Annotated in this window: 16 protein-coding genes; 3 read left to right on the top strand and 13 right to left on the bottom strand. The window is 43.4% G+C overall.

Annotated elements, in window-relative coordinates:
- Positions 1 to 779: 779 nt before the first annotated feature.
- From H8S51_RS02810 to H8S51_RS02795, 4 genes are all read right to left on the bottom strand, one after another.
- The gene (locus tag H8S51_RS02810; RefSeq protein ID WP_022112681.1) at positions 780 to 2,099 is read right to left on the bottom strand and encodes an aspartate kinase; all 1,320 of its coding nucleotides are present in this window, start codon (positions 2,097 to 2,099) and stop codon (positions 780 to 782) included.
- A gap of 193 nt (positions 2,100 to 2,292) precedes the next feature.
- Positions 2,293 to 3,117: a metallophosphoesterase family protein gene (locus H8S51_RS02805; protein WP_022112682.1), complete on the bottom strand. Its 825-nt coding sequence runs from the start codon at positions 3,115 to 3,117 to the stop codon at positions 2,293 to 2,295.
- On the bottom strand, positions 3,107 to 4,012 hold the full coding sequence (locus H8S51_RS02800; protein WP_241070866.1) for a DUF4474 domain-containing protein: 906 nt from the start codon (positions 4,010 to 4,012) through the stop codon (positions 3,107 to 3,109). The genes H8S51_RS02805 and H8S51_RS02800 overlap by 11 nt, the downstream gene beginning before the upstream one ends.
- Positions 4,013 to 4,099: 87 nt before the next feature.
- Positions 4,100 to 5,707 carry a mannitol dehydrogenase family protein gene (locus tag H8S51_RS02795; protein ID WP_117920726.1) on the bottom strand — a complete coding sequence of 536 codons (1,608 nt, stop codon included), beginning with the start codon at positions 5,705 to 5,707 and terminating at the stop codon, positions 4,100 to 4,102.
- 179 nt (positions 5,708 to 5,886) lie between these two features.
- On the opposite strand from H8S51_RS02795, the gene H8S51_RS02790 reads away from it, so the two are divergent.
- A complete protein-coding gene (locus H8S51_RS02790; protein WP_006856715.1) occupies positions 5,887 to 6,762 on the top strand; it encodes a helix-turn-helix transcriptional regulator in 876 nt (291 codons plus the stop codon).
- Between the two features lie 3 nt (positions 6,763 to 6,765).
- On the opposite strand, the gene H8S51_RS02785 is transcribed toward H8S51_RS02790, so the two are convergent.
- The 3 genes from H8S51_RS02785 to H8S51_RS02775 are packed head-to-tail and all read right to left on the bottom strand — an operon-like array spanning position 6,766 to position 9,918.
- Positions 6,766 to 7,602, bottom strand: coding sequence for a creatininase family protein (locus tag H8S51_RS02785; RefSeq protein WP_117920725.1), 837 nt, complete (start codon positions 7,600 to 7,602; stop codon positions 6,766 to 6,768).
- 56 nt (positions 7,603 to 7,658) lie between these two features.
- On the bottom strand, positions 7,659 to 8,528 hold the full coding sequence (locus tag H8S51_RS02780) for an amidohydrolase family protein (RefSeq protein WP_117920724.1): 870 nt from the start codon (positions 8,526 to 8,528) through the stop codon (positions 7,659 to 7,661).
- Positions 8,529 to 8,544: 16 nt separating this feature from the next.
- Positions 8,545 to 9,918: an MFS transporter gene (locus H8S51_RS02775; RefSeq protein WP_186900052.1), complete on the bottom strand. Its 1,374-nt coding sequence runs from the start codon at positions 9,916 to 9,918 to the stop codon at positions 8,545 to 8,547.
- A gap of 200 nt (positions 9,919 to 10,118) precedes the next feature.
- On the opposite strand from H8S51_RS02775, the gene H8S51_RS02770 reads away from it, so the two are divergent.
- Positions 10,119 to 11,090: an AraC family transcriptional regulator gene (locus H8S51_RS02770; protein WP_241070865.1), complete on the top strand. Its 972-nt coding sequence runs from the start codon at positions 10,119 to 10,121 to the stop codon at positions 11,088 to 11,090.
- A 164-nt stretch (positions 11,091 to 11,254) separates the two neighbouring features.
- Here the strand turns inward: H8S51_RS02770 and uxuA are convergent, their stop codons facing one another.
- The 6 genes from uxuA to H8S51_RS02740 all read right to left on the bottom strand — a co-directional run bounded on the left by uxuA (position 11,255) and on the right by H8S51_RS02740 (position 16,708).
- Positions 11,255 to 12,334 (bottom strand): mannonate dehydratase, encoded by a 1,080-nt coding sequence (gene uxuA, locus H8S51_RS02765; RefSeq protein WP_334294387.1) that lies wholly within the window; start codon positions 12,332 to 12,334, stop codon positions 11,255 to 11,257.
- A gap of 283 nt (positions 12,335 to 12,617) precedes the next feature.
- The gene (locus H8S51_RS02760) at positions 12,618 to 13,430 is read right to left on the bottom strand and encodes a LysM peptidoglycan-binding domain-containing protein (protein ID WP_241070864.1); all 813 of its coding nucleotides are present in this window, start codon (positions 13,428 to 13,430) and stop codon (positions 12,618 to 12,620) included.
- A gap of 137 nt (positions 13,431 to 13,567) precedes the next feature.
- The gene (locus H8S51_RS02755; protein ID WP_118210553.1) at positions 13,568 to 14,260 is read right to left on the bottom strand and encodes an LrgB family protein; all 693 of its coding nucleotides are present in this window, start codon (positions 14,258 to 14,260) and stop codon (positions 13,568 to 13,570) included.
- Positions 14,257 to 14,622, bottom strand: coding sequence for a CidA/LrgA family protein (locus H8S51_RS02750; RefSeq protein ID WP_118210552.1), 366 nt, complete (start codon positions 14,620 to 14,622; stop codon positions 14,257 to 14,259). Before H8S51_RS02750 ends, H8S51_RS02755 begins: the two co-directional genes overlap by 4 nt.
- Before the next feature lie 144 nt (positions 14,623 to 14,766).
- On the bottom strand, positions 14,767 to 15,423 hold the full coding sequence (locus H8S51_RS02745) for a YkgJ family cysteine cluster protein (RefSeq protein WP_117920717.1): 657 nt from the start codon (positions 15,421 to 15,423) through the stop codon (positions 14,767 to 14,769).
- A 103-nt stretch (positions 15,424 to 15,526) separates the two neighbouring features.
- Entirely contained in the window at positions 15,527 to 16,708 is a 1,182-nt protein-coding gene (locus H8S51_RS02740) for an alpha/beta hydrolase (RefSeq protein ID WP_186900053.1), read from the bottom strand.
- Between the two features lie 646 nt (positions 16,709 to 17,354).
- Between H8S51_RS02740 and trkA the strand changes: the two genes are divergently transcribed.
- Positions 17,355 to 18,713, top strand: coding sequence for a Trk system potassium transporter TrkA (trkA, locus tag H8S51_RS02735; protein ID WP_117920715.1), 1,359 nt, complete (start codon positions 17,355 to 17,357; stop codon positions 18,711 to 18,713).
- The last annotated feature ends 2 nt before the right edge of the window (positions 18,714 to 18,715 follow it).

The following is an 18,715-nucleotide window of genomic DNA, read 5'->3' as shown; positions in this document are numbered from 1 at the left end:
TTTACGCTCCCTTTACATTATTATATGAACCATTTGTTCCTGCTGTTCCTTGTTGTTTTCTTTCTTCTGTTATTCTTTCTATTTTTATCCAGATATTCATTCCCGCCTTTGTTTCTTTTGTTGTAATATTCTGAATTTTTCTTTATTTTTACGCAATTATTTCTTAGTTTTTATTTTTTTTACTTTTTTTCTATTTTTTTATTGACAAATATATTTTTATCAGATATAATCAAATTACAAAATAACAAAAGAGATAAGAAAAAAACAAAACGATTGCAGAAGAAACAATCAGAAAGGAAGGTACAGACCACCGGAAACATAATGATTTACCTCAAACGATACTAAAAGAAAAGAGGTACAGACCACCAGAAAGATAACGATTTACACCAAACGATACTAAGAAAGAGAGGTACGGACCACCAAAAACGTAAACGCATTCGTTTTTTCATTCAAAAGAGGAAAGAAAACATGACGATCCTAAGAAAGGATTTATGAATCAGTATCAGACAAGATTCTCAGATATGATACGATGTCAGAAGTCATAAGAATAACAGATCCGGATTGAAGAGAAAGCGAAGAAGTACAGACAAATCTGAGACAAGCTCAGAAAAATACAAATGAATCGAGGTAGAGTCCCATGGACGAGATATCTTAGAAGGCGGCATCGCATGAATGAATTCCATACGGTGTCGCCTTCATTGTGTGTCACAGCAGTTCTGGCTTTACGCTGCATATACTCTCCTGCAGCCGGAAATAAAGTTCCGCCGCAGGTTTCTTTTTTATAACTGGGTCACTACAAAAATATCATAGATCGCACGGATCGCATTTTCAAAATCTGCATTGCTGACACCAATGATAATGTTCAACTCAGAAGATCCCTGATCGATCATCTTAACATTGATGTTTGCATGTGCCAGTGCGGAGAAAATTCTTCCTGCTGTTCCACGGGTAGATTTCATACCGCGTCCAACGACTGCGATCAATGCCAGATCTCCCTCTAACTCAATGCTGTCCGGTTTTGCAAGACGATGGATCGCAGAAATCACAGACTGCTCTTTGCCCTCAAATTCCGGCTGATGCACAAAGATCGTCATCGTATCGATACCGGATGGCATATGCTCAAATGAAATTCCATTTTCCTCAAATGCGGATAAAACTTTTCTTCCAAAACCAACTTCGGAGTTCATCATATCCTTATCAATATTGACAGAAACAAAACCTTTCTTTCCGGCGATACCCGTGATCGTGTATTTCGACTGATGACAGGTACTCTCAACAATCCAGGTTCCTGCATCTTCCGGCGCATTGGTGTTACGGATATTGATTGGAATACCGGCTTTGCGGACCGGGAATACCGCATCCTCATGCAGTACGCTTGCTCCCATGTAAGAAAGCTCTCTTAACTCGCGGTAAGTGATCGTCTTGATCGTTTCCGGATGGTCGATGATCCTTGGATCTGCAACCAGGAAACCGGATACGTCTGTCCAGTTCTCATAACAGGTTGCATGTACGGCTCTTGATACGATAGATCCGGTGATATCAGAACCGCCTCTTGAAAATGTGCGGACACTTCCGTCCGGATTAGCACCGTAAAATCCTGGAATTACTGCGCGCTCGATCTTTGCAAGACGTTTACTGAGTACCTTATCTGTCTTTTCTGCATCAAAGTTTCCCTCTTTATCAAAGAAAATAACTTCTGCAGCATCTACAAACTCATAGCCAAGGTAATTCGCCATGATGATACCATTTAAATATTCTCCACGGGAAGCTGCGTAATCCACACCGGCTTTATTTTTAAAATTCTCTGCGATTTTCTTGAACTCATCTTCTAACGATAATTTCAAATTCAGACCATTGATAATTGTGTCATAGCGGTCCTTGATCTTCATGAGCGGCACACGGAAATCTTCATCTGCCTCCACCAGGTCATAACATGCGTATAACATATCAGTAACCTTGGTATCTTTGGAATTTCTTTTTCCCGGTGCACTCGGAACTACATATCTTCTCTCTTTATCTGCGTTGATAATTTTACCAACCTTTGCAAACTGTTCTGCACTTGCAAGAGAGCTGCCGCCAAATTTCACAACTTTAATCATTTTCTTCTGAACCTCCACTTACTTTCGCGTGTAAGAAAACACCCGATACTATCCATATAATGAATATATATTATCATAAATGCAGTTTCCGTCAAATGATTTTTCCGATTTTTAGTTCCATGGAATCAAAAATTTTTGTATTTTTCTATATTATGTCAACTTTTCATTACCTGTACTTATAAGTACTTTAAATTCAGGTAATACCAACCGGTCCTATCAGCACTTCGCGCGCTACAAAAAGCGACAGATCCGGTCTCGTCGCCATCTTCCATTTCACCAGTGTAAGCTGCATATCTGTGATTTCAATTCCGGTAATGCCATACGGATGCACGCAGCTCCCGGCATTCAGGTACAGACTGCCGTCTGCCGGCAGCCTTGGACGGTGGGAATGTCCGGCCGCCAGATAGCAGTCATGATCTTTTGTCCAGTTATCTAAACATTTTTCATATTTTAAGGTCTTTTTATAATTCCGCGCCGCACTCGTCGGATCACTGACGCCAAAACGCTCTAACGGTTTCCAGAAATACCGCACCAGAAAACGGGATAATTTCCAGCAGACTGAGTTAAAAAAATCTGCCTGATGCCCGTGGATCATGCAGATATCCCTGCCTCCCTCACAGTTATCTAAGATCATTGCTTCCCCTAACATGCCTTTCATTTCCATATTGTGATTTCCGTAAATGCGGTATATCCGGCACTGTTTCTGCAGTGTTTCAAACCGGCAGTAGACATCCTGATGACTCTCCTCAATGCGGGAAAGATGCCTGTTTTCCCACAATTCCTCCCCGTCACCGAGTTCAAAATAGGTGAAACCATGCGCGATATAGTAGTTTAACGCCGCCATATACAGATGCTGGTTTCTCAAGAAATTATCATTTGCCCCTCCCTCTCCCCGGTGGCAGTCGCTGATGATGATATAACGGCTGCAACTGTTAAGCGGAAGATGGACTGCTTCTGAAAGCGCTTTATCGATCCGCATCTGACAGGAAAAGGGCGGATATCTTTTCTTATTTTCCATGCTTCCATCCCCGCATCCGAAACGCATGTTTCAAACACCACGGAAGCTGATAGTATAAAAATAAAAGACGGTCAGGTGCAGCAATAAATGGATGTGTGAACAGACGGTAAAGGAAACAGCAGAAACAGTTCCAAGCCTGCACCATGCAGCGCCAAACGGACGCACAGAATTTGTGTTTCATACAGAAATCCATTCTGACATAAACTTCATTGCGGCAGATCCGGTATTTATTCCCCGGTATTTTTCCTTTCGCCCGCTTTAATCCCTCAAAAAATGCTTCTGCCATGCATTCATTCTGAAACCGTATTGTCGTCACCAATATCAGATCCGATGGTCTCGAAAATGTCCCCATCCCAAATCCGGTCAGCCACCAGTGCCGCTTCTGCAGGAAATAAACTTTTTTCCGCCTGCGGTCTAGCCTGCACTGGATAAACGGCATATCCTGATCTTCCACCGCCTCAAAATGGGCGATCCTGTAATATCGTTCCGGGACGACCTTTCCCGCATGATATACGCCAACCTCTCCTCCGGTATTGATGCCATACTGCCCCTTCCAGAATTCGATCAGCCAGGTTTCGCCAGCATAATCAAAATAGATAGGCAGTGCATCAAACACCATGCCTGCTCCCACTGCTGCCCTGTCGTAAAGCGCCTCATACCCCTGTTTTCTCTGCCACGCATCTTCCCTCGACGTGAACACGTCTTCACACGGCACATAACAAAAGCCGAATGGTTCTGCGAGTTCATTCAGAAGCTGAATTTTCTCTGCAGCACACATCCGGCGTATTTTTCTCTTACTTTTTTCTCTTTTTACCGTGATGATCACTGCTGCAATCAGTAAAACAAGCAGGATCACCACAATACATCCAATTTTTATCACATTAAAATCTGGCATTTTTCCCTCCTGCATATTTTTTTCAGGAATTCACATCCTGTACTATAAGATATGCAGGGAAAAATGGTTTGGCATCAGAATCAGCGCCTATACATACTTCTTTAAAGTAGCACGCACTGCGCCCACCCCGGCGATCAGTTCTTTAAAATACTGCACCGTCAGTCCGGCAAGACCGGCCTCATAAAGATCCACACCAAAGATAGTACGGTTTGTCAGCAATGGCCGGATCATTCCTTCCACATCTGTATCACCAAATTTGATACCGGCAACGACCGGACAGACGGTCTCAAGCAGTGGATCCGGGCTTAACTCAAATTTTTCGCCATTATCATCAACTGCCATGAGATACCGAAGCCATCCAGCAAATACCAGTGGGATCAGTTTTAAGTTTTTGATATCCTTATCTTTTGATGCAAGATAATTTTTCACAGTTTCTCCAAAGCGGATCGCAAGTTTCTGTGAAGTATCTGTGGCAATACGCTGTGGTGTATCCGGCATAAACGGATTTGGTATGCGGACATTTAACACGGTATCAATAAACTCTTTCGGATCAAGGATACCCGGATCCACAACGACCGGAAGTCCCTCGGTATATCCGATTCTCTCCACCATTTTCCGAAGCTCTGCATCTTTCATTTCATCGGAGATCTTTGTGTAGCCAAGCAGACAGCCAAACACTGCAAGAGCCGTGTGAAGCGGATTCAAGCAGGTGCAGACTTTCATTTTTTCCACCTTGTCAACGGTTGCGCGGTCGGTAAACATGATGCCGCCCTTTTCCAGCTCCGGGCGTCCGTTCGGGAACCAGTCCTCAATCACTAAATATTCACATTCCTCTGCATTCACAAATGGAGCTACATAGGTGTTTTTGGATGTAACGACCGGATCAAGCCCATCGATCTCATCTTTCTTTAAGATCTCTTCCACGGAAGCATCCGGTCTCGGCGTGATCTTATCGATCATAGACCATGGGAACGAAACCTTTTCCCTTTCATTGATATAGTTTACAAAATCTTTCTCTGCAAGACCGTTTTCTGCCCATTTTTCGGCAAATGTATGGATTGCCGCATATAATTTATCCCCGTTATGGGAGCAGTTGTCCATGGATACCATGGCGATCGGAAGCTGTCCGTTTTTAAAACGTGTGTATAAAAGAGATGCAACTTTTCCGATATAGCTTGCAGGTTTCTCCGGGCCGGCTGCAAAATCGGCAGCGACTGCCGGAAGCAGTTCTCCTTTTCCGTTTACCAGACTGTATCCCTTTTCTGTGATGGTAAAGGATACCATCTGCAAGGACTGTTTGCAGAAAATCTCTTTTAATCTGCCATACTCGCCCTCATTTTCCGAATCGAGGATACAGGACTCCACAACAGAACCGACAACTGTTTTTTCGACGCTTCCATCTGCCTTTAATGTGACAAGAATGGAATAATCATCATGCGGACGGTTCATTTTTTCAATGATCTCATAATCAAAACCTTCCGCTACGATCAGGCCTGTTTCCATTTCCCCTCTGTTTAAGATATTCTGCATTACATTTGCCTGAAATGCACGGAAAATATTTCCTGCACCAAAGTGAATCCAGCACGGATTTTCTCTGGTTGCCTCTGTTACTGCTGCACGGTCAAACTGCGGAAGCTGATATCCCTTTGCTTCCCACTGTGCCCTGTCTTTTAAACCAAGTGTACTTAATTCCATAGCTTTTCCTTTCTCCATTGTTCAACGTTTTTTGATATGTTTATTATAAGTGAATCCCCTTAAGACATCCAATAGAGTTGCTTGTTGTTCACATTGCAAAAATTGCGATTCTGTGGTAAATTTTTTATATCAGATCGTCACTTTTTCCTTATATTTGAAATATTTCAGAGGATTTTACCATGCGCAGACAGTTACAGTCTCCTTTTAATGAACGACAGTATATGCTGTCCAAAGATTTTGAAATTTACTATTATAATGACAACCACTTTTATGGCGTGACAGATCACACTCACGATTACTATGAATTCTATTTTTTTCTGGAGGGAAATGTAACGATCTCCATTGAAAAGGAACATCACCATCTGAAACCGGGGGATATGGTCTTCATTCCCCCTGGTATTCACCACCATGTGTCCAGTGTGGGGGAAACACTTCCCTATCAGCGTTTTGTTTTCTGGATCAGTCAGGATTACTGTCAGAAACTGAAAGAATTATCCAAAGACTATGTTTATCTGATCGAACATGCACAGGATACCCATCATTTTATTTATCACTATGATGTCGTGGCTTTCAATGCGCTTTCCGCAAAGATTTTCCGGCTGATCGAGGAGATCCATGCGGACCGTTTTGGAAAAGCTGCCAAGATCGAGCTCTGCGTGAACGATCTGATGCTCCACATCAACCGGGCTGTCTATGAGGCAGAACATCCTGCAGCCCGCAAAGATGCCTCTGGTCTGTATGACGGCATCCTGCAATACATTGAATCTCATCTGGATGAGGATCTCTCCTTAGACAGCCTCTCCAAAGCTTTTTTTGTGAGCAAATACCATATTTCCCATATTTTTAAGGATAACTTTGGAATATCCGTCCATCAGTATATTACTAAAAAAAGGTTATCCATGTGCAGGGATGCCATTCTCAGCAATGAAAATATCACAAAAATCTACCTGATGTACGGATTCAAAGATTACACCAGTTTTTTTCGTGCATTCAAAAAAGAGTATGGCATCTCACCCAAAGAATATAAAGAACTTTATGCGCAGAAACCGCAGTAGAATCTACCGCTCTGTTTTAGTGTTAGAGGGAACCCATGGGCATTTTTTTGCAACTTCGCTGTTATAATGCTCCAATTCCCTCATCTGTGCTACGATATGGTTCATATCCATGCGCTCCACCAATTTTTCAATGATTTCCACACCCTCTTTTGCAAGTGTTTCCCTCGCTGCTTCATCTGCAATGACCGATGTACTCATGTGGTCTTTTTTCTCGCCAAAATAATAACCGATCGCAGCACTCTGATATGCCAGTCCGAAAATATCCTCAAATCCGGCACAGGACTGCGGCTCGTTATGCGCATACTCCGTTGTGAGCGGCACGTCACTTAATCGGTTCATTTTCTGATAAGCTCCCACTGTAATTGCGTGGAAACTGTCCATTGATGTAAAAATATCCCTTGCATTTTTCATCATCTGCATGGTGAGGTCCATATATAAAATCGGCACTCCGGTCTCATCAAAGAAATCCCGCACCATCGGACTGCATGTCATATGTGCCGGGCCGTGAAAACTGATGTAGATCTGGCGTTTGAATCCCTGGCGCAACAGGCTTTTTGCCACCGCCATCAAATAGTCGATTCCTTCCCGCACACTCACCTGGACGGTTCCCCTGCCGCTTGCCGTTGCGCCTGCGTAAAAATACGGAAGTCCTGTCAATACCAGCCCGTCACACGCCTCTGCCATCTCCAGTGCAAATGCCTCACTGATGGTGGTTTCTGAATCCAGTGGAAATCCCCCGTGCATCTCTACCGTTCCGACCGGTACAATGATAATGTCATTTCTGGAAAGATATTCTTCCACCTCATCATTTAACATTCTAGGTAATATTCTTGTTCTCATATGTTTCCTCCTGTTTTTGAGGGATGTGGTATGTTTTCGGCTCTCCCTCTTTTTTCTTATAAGTGAAATAATTTTTCTGCATTTGTACGGCAGATTTTTTCATAGGCACTCCGGCTGAGTCTTCCTGCGTGTTCCTGCTCATCCAGCCAGTTTCCAAGCGGAAATGTCATTTCACAATTTGCCATATCTGTTCCAAACAGCAACCGGTCCTGATATTTTTCCAGAAAAGCCAGCCCAAATTCTTCGTCACGCATGATTGCACATCCGCCACTGTTTGCGGACAGATCTCCATATAAATTTTCATAGGTTTCAAACAGATATGGCAGTCTGCCGCCGGGACATACAGCTTCCTCTCCCCATTTCATCCGTTCCTTTGGGGTCGCCGGTGCATCTTTTGAAATTTCATGCCAGAATGGCTGACTGTGCCCGATGAACTTTAATCCTTTATAACGCTTTAAATTTTCCTCCAGCAGCGGGAGCCCCGGCCCGTCCACAACCCCATACTGAAAGCCCTCTTTCGGACTCATGTGAAAAAGAACAGGTAATTTTAATTCTTCTGCCACCTCAAATACACTCTGTAAAAATGGAGCATCCAGCCTCTGGTTTACCATCAGTTCCCCGATTCCGACCGCACCGCTCTCTTTACAGGCTAAGATCCGTTTATACACATCTGTCTGGTTTTTTGCATCCACATTGCACATCCAGTGGAACTTCTTGGGGAACTGTTCACAGATGCGTTTACACTCCTCATTTGCTGCAACCAGGATCTGCTCATTTTCCTGTTCGCCGGAAGATAACACGATTCCCTGTTCAATTCCAAGTTCCTCTAAGTGCGGCAGCATCTGTGCCGCACTGGAAAGGAACATGGTATCTGTTTTCGGATACTGCTGTAATGTCAGATGAAGATGAATATCAATTTTTTTCAATCTAATCTCCTCTTTACTATTCACGTCTTTGTTTTAATTCCGCATACATTTCTTTGGTCTGTTCCTTATCCAGATTAAAGATTGCGCCGATACCAATGAGTTCCAGCACACAGGTCAGCACCGGGATCAATGCCACTAACATGTAGATATTGTTTATGGTTGCATCTGACTGCACCACATTATTTCCAGAAATATATCCGATCGCCTGGAGTCCGAAGGAAACACCTGCGGAAGCAATGGTGGAACCGATTTTACGGCTGAACGTATAAAGGGAATACATCGAGCCATCACTTCTCTCATGGAACTTCCACTCACTGTAATCCAGACAGTCTGTGACAAGCGCCCAGATCAGCATGGTAAATACGGTCTGTCCGATCATTGCCAGTACATTCAGTACCGAATAAACATAAACGTTTGGTATTTTTACGGCAAAAATGATTACACTGAGCACGGTACTGCTGATTACGCCAAACATCAATGTCGTTTTCTTTCCAAACTTTGCAACCAGTTTTGGCACAAGCGGGAAACAGATGATAATGATCGGCACACTTGCAAGACTAAGCAGAGTCATTGCAGAGGTATTTCCATAGTACTCTTTGAATACATAACTTCTAATCTGGTTTGAACCGGTGATATAGAGCATACTTCCAATGGTTGCAACCATGACACCGATCAGTGGCCTATTTTTTACGACTGCTTTCAACACATTTCCATAATTGAACTTTTCTGTATTCTGTTTCTTTTCCTCACGCACACGCTCTGTCGTTAAATGTAACAGCAGGCAGTAGCAGACCACACTTAAAATTCCAAAAATAACTGCCAGAAGTGTAAATCTTTCCGGGATAATGTTGCTTTCGCTGTCAAAACAGACTACCGGCACAAAGGATAACGCTGCAATTCCCACAAATGTTCCGCCAAGACTTCTTGCCCTTGAGAGTTTACTCCGGTCAATCGGATCTGTGCTGACCACACTTGCCATCGCACCAAACGGCATGGAAGTTCCGGTATAGCTCATTCCATATAAGACATACACAAAAGCGACCCACGCATGAAGTGCAACACCTTCAAACGGCACTTTGGAAAAACAAAGCACACCTGACAACGCCAGCGGTATCATAAAAATTTTAATCCACGGTTTGAATTTATCTCCTGATTTTCCAAGCATCCAACGGTCCGGAAAAGAACCCATGATCGGGTCATTTACTGCATCCCAGAGTCTCGCTGCAAGGAACAGGGAACCCATCCACGCCGGACTGATTCCCAGCACATAAGTACAAAACGTCAAAAAATATGCGTCTACAAATAAATTGACAAAACTGCCCGCCATATCTCCAAACACATATCCGATCTCATCCCTTTTTGAAAAGGGTCTTACATTTCTTTTATTCATAAATTTTTCTCCTTCTGGTATTTGTACGCGCGCATTGGTTTTGTGTCTGTACATTTCACAAGAACCGATATCCTTATGATACATTTGCTTTATTGCAATTTAAATTGTATTTATACCAAAATACATTGCATATCTTACATTTATTGTGCTACAATATTTGTAGGATTGTATAAATATAACAAATCAGAACAGGAGTTTTTATGAAATATAGCCAAATGAAACGTTTTTTAATGGAACATAAGGATTCGATGAAGCCTCCGTATATTTCCACGCTCGATGGCATCCTGACTGCCGGTGGGGAATTGATCGGATACCAGGAACTGGAAATGGACAGCCCCTATCTGGATGTACATGAGGATACCAGTTACACGAAAGACTATGTAACCCTCCACAGCCACGAGTTTTACGAACTTCTTTTCTGCCGCAGTGGAAACTTGCAATATCTCATTGGAAACACCCGTTACCAGATCCGCAAAAATGATATCATCCTCGTTCCCCCCGGCACCAGCCACCGCCCTTTATTTTTAGAGCAGCTTCGGGAACCCTATCAGAGAACCGTACTCTGGATCAACAACGATTTTTTTGAGACCTGTAAGCAGAACTTCTTTGCGGATGCAGGCTCCTCCCAATATGCACCACAAAAGCAGCTCCCCTATGTCATCCGCCCGGAAGGAACACTCTTAAACCAGATCGACCAGCTTCTGGCTGCACTGTTGTACGAGGGTTCCACCATGCGTCTTGGAAGCGAGCTCTACCGCATGGGGCTTTTTCTGCAGTTGTTCTGTCTGTTTTACCGTATGAACGACCATCCGCAGTCAGACATCCCCAAACCGGAGAATACAGGCCTGTTAGACCAGATTCTCAACTACATTGAATTGCATTTATCCGAAGACCTCAGCCTCGCATCTATTTCAGCGCAGTTTATGGTAAGCCAGTCGACAGTAAGCCAGCTTTTTAAAAAGCAGCTTGACACCGGCTTTTACAAAATCGTTACCCAGCGGAGACTGATCGAATCTAAAAATCTGATCAATTCCGGCATTCCATTGAAAGAAGTTGCCGAACAGTGCGGCTTTTGTGATTATTCTGTTTTTTACAAAGCGTTTGTGAAAGAATATGGCATCTCTCCACGCAGCTTCCGGACCCGTGAAAAAGAAACGCATGATTTTTACTGATGTGGATTCAGGTGTCAAAAGGTAACTTCAGATTTTTTGACTGGCAAATAATGCCCTTTTGATAACCAGAGATAAGCATACAAAAATCCGCGGCATATGCCACGGACTTTTCCATAATACAAGGGACTGCCATACGGCAGTCCCTAATTATGCATATTTTATGCTTATTTATTTTCATCCAGCTTATCGAGCATATCCCACACGCCGAGCATATACATAATACCCAGTGCACGATCGTATAAGCCATAACCCGGACGGACATTGCCCGGCTTTTCATCCCAGAGGTGGCGTCCGTGATCCGGACGGATATAACCCTCAAATCCGCAGTCATGGTATGCTTTTAAAATGTCAAGGATTCCGGTATCACCATCACAGTCACGATGGGAAGCCTCCGAAAAATCTCCATTCGGAAAATGTTTTACATTGCGGATGTGCGCAAACGCAATGCGGTCACAATGCTTGCGGACAATATCTGCCACATTGTTTCCCGGGTCGGCATTCAAAGACCCTGAGCACAGTGTCAGACAGTTGTACGGGCTGTCAACCATCTTTAAGAAACGGTCAATATTTTCCTCGCAGGTCAGAAGACGTGGAAGTCCGAAAATATCCCATGGCGGATCATCCATGTGGATTGCCATTTTGATATCGCATTCTTTACAGGTCGGCATAAGCGCCTCAAGAAAATATTTTAAGTTTTCCCACAATACTTCTTTTGTCACCGGCTTGTAAGCTGCAAAAAGCTCGTCCAGTTTCTCCATACGTTCCGGCTCCCAGCCTGGAAATGTCATTCCATGTAAATTATTTAAAATATAGTCTGCCATTTCCTTCGGATCATCATGGATCTTGCTTGCTTCGTAATAAAGTGCTGTCGAACCATCTCCTACCGGATGAAATAAATCCGTGCGCGTCCAGTCAAAGATCGGCATAAAATTATAGCAGATAACCTTGACACCGAATTTGGAAAGGTTCTTAATTGTCTGGATATAGTTTTCAATATACTGGTCACGGCTCGGAAGTCCGATCTTGATATCATCATGTACATTGACTGATTCCACAACGTCCATATTAAAACCATATGGCTCAAGCTGTTTCTGCACTTCTGCAATCTCTTCTACTGTCCACACTTCTCCCGGCAGTTTATGATGCAGTGCCCACACGATGCTCGTCACACCCGGAATCTGTTTGATATCAGCAAGGCTGATCTTGTCATTGCCCTCGCCATACCAGCGGAAACCCATCTGCATTGGCATATCTTTTTCCCCCTTAATCTTGATAATTGCATTATAGCATGTACATTTTTTTACTGGCAATTCAAGTTAATTGCTGTTTTTATTGCAAATCTTGCGATTCCGTTACTTTTGGCATTTTTCGAATCGTCCGGAATACCCCTGTGTATTTCTGCTGTTCCACCATGCGGTCTGAAAACATACTCTACCGCATGGGGCTTTTTCTGCAGCTGTTCTATCTGCTTTAACGAATGAATGATCCGTTGAATTGCATTTAGCAGAAGGCTTCAATCTATACGTTTTATCTTGCCAGCAGTCCTCTCGCAAAGTAATCCGCCATCGCAAGTGCCTGCTGCTCTACGTCCCGAAACACATCAATGCTCTGCTCATACTCTCCATTGACCTGTTGCTCAATCTCCTCCCTGGTCAGATCCAGATGATTTAACAGCATATTTCTGGTTTCCCTGCTCTCAAAATACGGATTGTGACTGGCAAAAAGAGCTGCCATCTGATTGGCATTGCGGTACCACTCCTTCACCAGCGCATCATAATCAGACATATTTTTTGCCTTCAATGCCTGAATAATCTGTCCTGCGATCTCAATATGCTCCGTCAGAAGATTGCGGAGCTGTCTGGTCGTTGCGATCGGAAGATACCTTGCAAACACATCCGTGATCTCGTCTGCAGTCTCAAGCAGCCGTTCTTCCACCGCCTGCTGGTCTGCATTGTCTGCGACTGCACTCATCAGATACATCCTGGTCCAGTAAACATGATTTAACCACGCAAGACGCATATCCTCGTTGAGGCGGAGGATGGAATCCTCACGCTCCGATTCGGTCTCGTTGTTACTTCCCGGATTGCCTGTTCCTCCTCCCATGTTTCCGCCTCCCGGATTGCCTGTTCCTCCTCCCATGTTTCCGCCTCCCGGATTCTGCTGAGGCACATATCCCTCTCCCGGGCAGATAAAAAGCTGCATCCCGATCTGGAGATTATATGGATTGACTCCCGGATTTCCAAGAATCAGTTCCGTCACTGTCGTGTGATACTGTCTCGATAATTTATACAGGGAATCGCCTGCCTGTATCGTATGCACAATTTTGTTCTGACAATACATATCTTTATTTCCAACCATAACTTTTTCATATTATGATATGTAAATCGAAAAAAAATGTGAAATACCATCTCTGATATTTCACATTCTACATTTGGCTTAATATTAATAATCACCTTAATAAAATCACGGCATTATATTTACAACATCGTTGCAAAAATCGGTGCAGCGATTACCGTCAGAATACCTGCCACCGCAATGGAAAGACTGCTCATCGCGCCCTCGATTTCACCAAGTTCCAGTGCTTTCGCCGTTCCGAGTGCATGTGAAGATGATCCGATCGCAATTCCTTTTGCCACCGGTTCTTCGATCTTAAAAACCCGGCAGATTGTCTCTGCTAACACATTTCCGATGATACCGGTGATAATGATGACCGCAACCGTGATCGTGACATAACCGCCAAGTTCTTCCGAGATTCCCATTCCGATCGCCGTTGTGATCGATTTTGGAAGAAGCGTGACATACTGCGCATGGTCAAAATGGAATAACAGTGATAAGACCAGAACACAGATCACACTCGTCAGAACACCGGAAATCAATCCAGCAAAAATCGCGGCAACATTCTGTTTCAGCAGTTCAAACTGCTCATAAAGCGGGATTGCCAGACATACCGTTGCCGGAGTCAGAAGATAGCTTAAATATTTTGCGCCCTCGTTGTAACGCTCATACGGAATATGGAACACAACCAGAAAAATGATCACGGCAACGATCGATATCAGAAGCGGGTTAAATACCGCAAGTTTTAATTTCTTCTTTAAAAACACGCCAAGCTCATATGCAAGTATGCTGATCGCAACGCCCAAAAATACGGAATCACATAAAAACTCTCTCATTTCTGTTCTCCTTTCTTTTTCCCTCTGCGCATGACAAATTGTGTCACATGACCGGACACGATCATAACCACGATCGTTGATACCACCATGATCACCACGATCTGTACACAAATTGGGCGTAGTGCATCCCATGCATCAATGAGTCCTGCACCGGCCGGAATAAACATTAACGGCATGATCTCGATCATGAACTTTCCGGCATCTTTGACTGCTGCAAGCGGAAGGAGTCTTGTTTCCAGTGCAATAAATAAAAGAACCAGGCCATAGATGCTTGCCGGTACCGGAAACGGGAGCACATATTTTAACAGCTCTCCCAGAAAGGTAAACAACAGAATGATCATAAATTGTCTCAAATACTTCATAAAATATCCTTTTCTTCAGAGGCTTCTCTGAAATTTCAATTTTCAGCCGGATATTATCATAGCACTTTTTGTTAGAATATCAACCTTTTCTGTTACTAATTACCCACTTGTATTTTTAAAAAAACATCAGAATCACACAACATTTTATTCTGGCAGGAGCGAATGAAGCTGTTTTCTCCGCTCCCCCCATTCCTCATAAAAATCCCGCCTGCTATCGTATGGACGGAAAAAGAAAATCTGCAAAAACATCATACAGACTGTTTTCTTTTCTTCCTCTTTCGTCATACGGCTTAAATATTCCTGCATGTTCTTTTTCAGACTATGCCACTCTGTCAAAAACTGCTGATATCGTTTTAACTGCGGCGTATCTAACCATTTTTCCACTTTGATTTTCGTTTTACCGCGTTCACAGGCACCACTCTGCAGAAAATAGGAAACACCCTGCTCCTCATAAATTCTTCCCAGAGGAAATAATCTGCAGATGCCCGGACGGTATGCATGGATACTGCACCTTCCCTCCTCATTTAAAAATACACATGTGCCCGTCTGCTCCTGCATTTTCAAATGAGGAATGATCAGACCATCTTCCACATGAAGTCCGACATAAGACTGCATCAGTCCTTCAAAGCCCATCCCCAGCTCTTTTTCTAATCTTTTGCAATCGTATGGATCAACTAAAACGGTATCCCCCATCTGCTCACAGCAGCTATGGCAGCCTGCACAGTCACTGCAGCCAACACGTACCATATCATGTATGCCATATATTTTTCCATCTGAAATCTCATTGATATCCTGTAACATATACGATATTCCTCTCTTATGTTTTCTGCCCAGAATACACAGACTGATCTATACATTAGTTCAAAACACTGATTGATCTATACATTTAACTGAAAGCCCTGTTTTACAAATTTTTATCGAAAAAAGCAAGCATATTTTCACTCCACATTTTTGCGGAAGTATGGTATCCAAGCCCGATTCCATGATCTCCGGTCGGATATACCTCACACAGATGCTTTACACCTGCTTTTTCAAGTGCTTCATTTAAACGCACGGTATTGCTCGCCGGTACACAGCCGTCATCCGCATTTGCATAGGCATAGGTCATTGGATAATCCGGTGTGATATGGAACTCTACCGATAATTTTTCACGCAGTCCTGTTTCCTCATTGGTATTATAAAGATAACTTCCCTCGTGATATTCCGAAGTAAAACTGATAACAGGATACAAAAGTCCTATGGCATCCGGTCTGGCAGAAATTTTTCTGTATTGTTCTACCATATCAGCTTTCTGGAATTTTGCAAGGTTTTCCAGTACATTTTCCTTTAATTCCTCATGGAGCAGCGCTTCACTTGCACAGAGATGACCGCCTGCAGACGCACCCATGATCACGATCCGTTCCGGGTCTACCTGATATTCCGCTGCATGTGCCCGCACATACATAACTGCTCTTGCAAGATCCATCTGTGGCAGCGGATAATAGTTCGGACGAATCCGATAACATAAAACAAATGCCTTGTAGCCGCCATCACGCTCCATACGCTGTGCAGGCTGAAGTCCCTCATTATAAAAGGACACCATCTCGTAACCACCGCCGGGACAGAGAATTACCGCCGGCTTTAAGTCTGTTTTAATTTTTTTCTCCTCTGCGACCGCCGTGGATTCATAAGGAGGAATAGAATCGCTGCCTGCTGTATGCGCAAATGCTTCATTATCTACTGCTGGATCACCGGTAAATAACCAGACGCCTTCCTCTGTATTTAAATCCGACTGTGGAATACCATTTTCCCAGTGCGGCATCTTAGCGCCTGCAGACGCGTCATCTGTTTCGCCCCAGAGCGGAATATATTTGAATTTCTTTGTCTCCGCTGTTTCTTTGATCAGATTCGCACACTCTAAAAAAGCATCCGCCAAAAACGGGGCTCCCCATTCCATTGTTTCTTCTTTTTCGATCTGCGCCATCGTATGATCTCTGTGTTCCAGCGGCACACGGTTTAAAAAACAGGTTGGAAATAAATTGCCGATCGCACGGCTGACTGGTTCTGTGTTTAAAATTTCATTCATGGTATTGTTTTTTGTAAACATGTATTTTCCCCTCTTTACACTATTTTTTCAATGCATCGATTCCTGTTTCACATATTATAATGTGTTCTCTGTATTTATCAAAACACTATTATTACGCAAAAATCTGATGATACTTTTAATATACATCAGATTTCTTATCCCCGGTACCGGAAAAACTGTATGATTTTTACATGGAGAATAAGTTGCACAACAAATGATGGTGTGTTTATGACATGAGTCTCCCGTCCAAATGGTATTTCGTAGGCTTGTGAGTGGCATCTTGCGCAAAGCCCCTTCGCTGGGGAACTCATAGTCCAACAAACCAGGGTATATATTCCTTTTACGCACCTATTTCGCACTAAGCGCATACACATCCATGATATCTCCGCTAATGTTTCTAAATTTAGTAGCATTTCTGCACGCATATGGTATAATGTGCGTATGCAATGAGCAGTGCCAAACATGGAAATGACAAAAAAAGACTGCTTGCAGGCTCTTTTTTGTTATTTTTATGTTTGATAGGGCGAATGCCCGTCAGTCCGGAAAATCTTTGATTTTACGGACGTGCACTGCGGACTACAGTTTCACTTGAAACTAACAAAAAGACTGCTTGCAGACTATAGTTTCACATAATCCAGAATATTATCAATAGAGGAGTTATCATATCATGAAGATCATTATCGTAGGCTGTGGCAAGGTGGGCTACACGCTCGTAGAACAGCTTGGCAGCGAAGACCACGATATCGTAGTCATTGACGAGAAACCGGAAAAGGTTTCCGCCATCACAAATAATCTCGATGCGATGGGCATCGTAGGAAACGGAATCAATCACCAGACACTGATCGATGCCGGCATCACGACCGCCGATCTTCTGATTGCTGTAACCGGTGACGATGAGAAGAATCTTCTCTGCTGTGTGATCGCAAGAAAGACTGGCCACTGTCAGACGATTGCACGTGTGCGCAATCCTATATATAATAAGGAAATAGAATTTTTAAAAAAAGAATTCGGGCTTGCAATGATCATAAATCCAGAGCTTGCCGCTGCAAATGAAATCGCACGTATTTTCCAGTTTCCATCTGCGATCCGCGTGGATACATTTGCCAAAGGTCACGTGGAACTGCTGCATTTTAAAGTTACCAAAGGTTCCCCGCTTATCGCCTTAAAGTTGTTTAACCTGCATCAGACACTGCACAGTAATGTCTTAGTCTGCACGGTTATCCGTGGCGATCAGGTGATCATTCCAAATGGTGATTTTGAATTTCAGGAAAACGATGTGGTTGCGATAGCATCAGAACGCCGCAATGCGATCGACTTTTTCCGCAAGATCGGTATTGTAAAAAACCGTGTTGGAAATGCCATTCTTGCCGGTGGCGGTAAAGTATCCTTTTATCTGGCAAAAAGTCTGCTTGCTTCGGGTATCCGCGTGACGATCATTGAGATAGACCGTGAACGCTGCGATGTATTAAGTGAACTGCTGCCGCATGCCACTGTAATCTGCGGCGACGCAACCGATCAGAATCTCCTTTTGCAGGAAGGTCTTGAACATGCACAGGGTTTTGCAGCCTTAACGGGCTTAGACGAAGAGAACATCCTTCTCTCCCTCTATGCAAATGATGTCTCCAATGCCAAGACTGTAACAAAGATCAACCGGATCAATTTTCATTCCGTCATTAATGAGCTGAATCTTGGAAGCATTATTTATCCGCGTATTATTACCTCTGACTATATTTTAAAATATGTACGCTCAACTTATAATTCCAAGGACAGCAATGTGGAAACACTTTATAAATTAGCAAACGGTAAAGCAGAAGCATTAGAATTTATCATCAAGGCAGATTCCGCCGTTGCCGGCATCCCGCTTGCCGATCTGCATTTCCGCAAAAACACTCTGATCTGCTGTATTTACCGTAACGGCAAAGTCATCATCCCAAGTGGTCAGGATATCATGATGGCTGGTGACTCCGTTTTAGTCGTTCTTTCCGGTTATCGTATTTCCGATATCAAAGAGATTCTGGAGGAGTAGAC

Origin of the sequence: Roseburia rectibacter (assembly GCF_014287515.2) — a bacterium.
GTDB classification, from domain to species: Bacteria; Bacillota; Clostridia; order Lachnospirales; family Lachnospiraceae; genus Roseburia; species Roseburia rectibacter.
The sequence above is the reverse complement of the archived record's forward strand: the minus strand, read 5'-3'. Positions and strand labels throughout refer to the sequence as shown.